Genomic DNA, 2958 nt, shown 5'->3' with positions numbered 1-2958 from the left:
AAAAAGCCGCGCAGCTTGAAAGTTGCGCGGCTTCTTTGATTTTTGGATCAGGTGTCTTGCTTGTTCGACAGAACTTTGCCGGTGGTTGCATCGAAATCAACGTCGAATTCCTTGCCGTCGGCGGTCTTGAGTTCCACTTCATATTCATAACCGTTGAAGTGGTTATCCAGGTCGGTGTCGGTGATGGTGGCGCCCGGGTGCAACTTCAGGGCTTCAGCATTCATCGACTCAAGGGATTTGATCTTGCCGCTCTTGACCAACTCAGGAATCTGATCGATTCGTACATCAGCCTGGGCCAGGCCAGCAGTAAGGGTCAGGGCGGCAGCGGTAAACAGGGCAGTCAAAGTTTTCATGTTGTCTTTCCTTGGTGTCGTTAAAGGTGATTCGTTTAAGTGGGTTCAGACTATCTCTGGCAACTTAATTCACCCTTAATTCGGAAAACTTGCTGCGACTGCACCAGTCCCGCCCTGATTCCTCAATAACCGTTCTTCTCCAATAGTTGCGCCACACTGCCGGTTTCAGGGCGCTTGAAATACTTGAGTAATTCACTGGACCGGTTGGTGAAAATGCCATCTACGCCGGCATCCATCACTTTCCTGAAGTCCACCGGCTCATCCACGGTGTAGACATGTACCAGCAAACCCTGGTCGTGGGTGTATTGGTTCATCCACGGTTTCACCAGGTCCGAATAGCTCTGGCTGCCGCCATGGGTCAATGCCGCTGAAGGTCCGGTGCCGATGGCGCCGTGGGCCTTGGCGTACTGGACCCATTGTTCGAACTCGGCCTTGTCCTTGGGCTCTTGTCTGGCGTAGTAGGCCGCCTTGTCGGTTTCGCCGGACTCGGCGAACGTCACTTTTGATTTAGGCTCGATGTTGCCTTCACCCACCCACAGCAGCAGGATTTTAGGCACCTTGGGCATTTCCTGATGAAGCAGTTCCAGGCTGCTCTTCTCGAACGTTTGCAAGACCACTTTGCCTTTGCCCTGGCCCACGCCGGTGGCGCGTTTGGCCAGCTTGGACCCGGACGGGCTCAGCCAGCCCCGGTCTTGCAGTTTATCCTTGAGGTCGCGCTCGATGCCGGGGAACAGCTTGGGCTCCTTGGTCTCGATGTACAGCCCTGGTTTCTGCTGGGGGTTGCCCTCGGCGATGTTGATCACTTCGTCCAGCGTCAGGATCTTCAGGCCCGCGAAGGAAGGACGTGCGCGGTCCGGGTAGGCCGCGTTGAACCAACTGCCGGCGTCCAGCGTCTTGAGTTCGGCCATGGTGAAAGCGTTGGCGCTGCTGTCCTTGCGCTCGGGAAACTTGGTCGCGACATCTGTCGTGCGCAGCAGGCTGTCGTCATGCAAGACGAACAGGACGCCGTCCTTGCTGCGTTGCAGGTCGAGTTCCAGGTAATCCGCTCCCAGGTCCCGCGCCAGCTTGTAGGCGGCGGCGGTGGATTCTGGTGCGTCGAACGAGGCGCCGCGATGGGCAATGACCGCTGGATGGGGAATACCCTGCTGGGTTGCCAGGGCCTTGGGGCTTGGTGTTTCAACGGCATGTGCTTGGCCGAGGCCGAGCAACAGGCTGAGCATCAGGGCGCTACGGGTAAAGGTGACAGGCATGCTCGAGATCCTTTCGCGGTTTCTGAAAAACCTCTCTTTTAACAACTGAACGCTGCGGACGCTATCGCCATACCGACATTGACCTGCGTAAAGCGGATTTTCCCACGCACTTTCGAACCACTTTGCAGTACCCTTGGCCGCACCAGTTTCCCCGGCAGAGGGAAACCTGAACATCATCATTCGCTTGCCCTGCGTGTAAACCATCGATCAAACGTCCCTCGGGACGCATCCATGAGGTTTACCATGCGCATCACTTCGACACTCATCTGCCAGGCCGCCGACCAGCTTAAAGGTTTTGTCGGCCTGAACCGCAAGACCGGCCGATACATCGTGCGTTTCAGCGAAGACGCTTTTGGCATGGACGTCGCCGATGACGGCATCATCCCCACCAGCGAATTTGCCTGGGCCGCGGCGGCAGACGGCACCATGGCGCTCAAGCGCGAGCGAATCCAGTTGCTGTTGGACCAGAACGTCGACGACCGGATCAACCTCACCGAGCCGTTGCGTGTGTACATGGCCCGCAGCGATCTGCCGGAAATCGTCGCGGTGCGGCAGTTGGTCGAAGGCTGAGCCCCTGATCCTGAAGTGAAAAGAAAACCTGTGGGAGCGAGCTTGCTCGCGATAGCGGTAGGTCAGTCCCGATGATGTTGGCTGATCTACCGCTATCGCGAGCAAGCTCGCTCCCACAAGGACTTGTAGGCCTGGCATCAGGTTTGGCGTTGGAAGGCGTATTCTCGTTCGACCTTGCAAACCCTCGTCTGGAAGTGCGCATACCAGGTTGATCGGCCACGTTCGCGGATCGCGACGTGTTCGGGATGCTGCTTCCAGGCCAGGATCGCTGCCTCGTCGCTCCAGTAGGACACGGTAATCCCCAAACCATCGTCGCCACGGGCCGATTCGACGCCTAAGAATCCGGGTTGCTCCCGGGCAAGGGCCAGCATGTGCCCGGCGGCTTCGGCGTAGCCTTGGTCCCCCTCGGTACGCAGGGAGGTGAAAATCACGGCGTAATAAGGGGCGCTCATGGCGTTTTCCTCGCGCAGGCTTCGACAAACGCACTGACCAGTGGCGGCACGCGGCCTTCCAGTGCAGCGCGTTCAGGCTGGAACAGCGTGGCGATGAAGAACGGGTGATCGTGCAGTTCCACGGCTCGCAGGTCGCCGGCCGAATCCCTCGCAACGGCGTGCAGGCGTTGGCTCAGCAACTCTTTTTCAAAGTCTGGATTAACCCCGAATCGGCAATGGTAGCCCTCGAACGCGGTCTGTCGGCCGTAAGCCTTGGCAATCAATGAGCCCGCATCGAGTTGAAGGCTGTCGATGGTCTCGACCAGGGCACAGCTCAGCGGCGTCAGCAATGCC

Annotated in this window: 4 protein-coding genes and 1 pseudogene; 1 reads left to right on the top strand and 4 read right to left on the bottom strand. The window is 58.2% G+C overall.

What is annotated here, in order from left to right; all coding sequences use genetic code 11:
• Positions 1-47: 47 nt before the first annotated feature.
• Complete coding sequence (locus OC610_RS24560) at positions 48-353, bottom strand: PepSY domain-containing protein (protein ID WP_264431548.1); 306 nt, start codon at positions 351-353, stop codon at positions 48-50.
• A gap of 122 nt (positions 354-475) precedes the next feature.
• Positions 476-1603: a glycerophosphodiester phosphodiesterase gene (locus tag OC610_RS24555; protein WP_264431547.1), complete on the bottom strand. Its 1128-nt coding sequence runs from the start codon at positions 1601-1603 to the stop codon at positions 476-478.
• Between the two features lie 243 nt (positions 1604-1846).
• Here OC610_RS24555 and OC610_RS24550 point away from each other — a divergent pair, with 243 nt between their 5' ends.
• Positions 1847-2173 carry a DUF2025 family protein gene (locus tag OC610_RS24550; RefSeq protein ID WP_264431546.1) on the top strand — a complete coding sequence of 109 codons (327 nt, stop codon included), beginning with the start codon at positions 1847-1849 and terminating at the stop codon, positions 2171-2173.
• 137 nt (positions 2174-2310) lie between these two features.
• On the opposite strand, the gene OC610_RS24545 is transcribed toward OC610_RS24550, so the two are convergent.
• Together OC610_RS24545 and OC610_RS24540 are read right to left on the bottom strand one after the other, a co-directional pair.
• On the bottom strand, positions 2311-2625 hold the full coding sequence (locus OC610_RS24545; protein ID WP_264431545.1) for an antibiotic biosynthesis monooxygenase family protein: 315 nt from the start codon (positions 2623-2625) through the stop codon (positions 2311-2313).
• Positions 2622-2958: pseudogene (locus tag OC610_RS24540) on the bottom strand (hypothetical protein); the annotation flags it as partial. The pseudogene OC610_RS24540 and the gene OC610_RS24545, both read right to left, overlap by 4 nt.

Source organism: Pseudomonas agronomica, assembly GCF_025917275.1.
GTDB classification, from domain to species: domain Bacteria; phylum Pseudomonadota; class Gammaproteobacteria; order Pseudomonadales; family Pseudomonadaceae; genus Aquipseudomonas; species Aquipseudomonas agronomica.
Note: the sequence above shows the minus strand (reverse complement) of the source record. Positions and strands in the feature narration are given on the sequence as shown.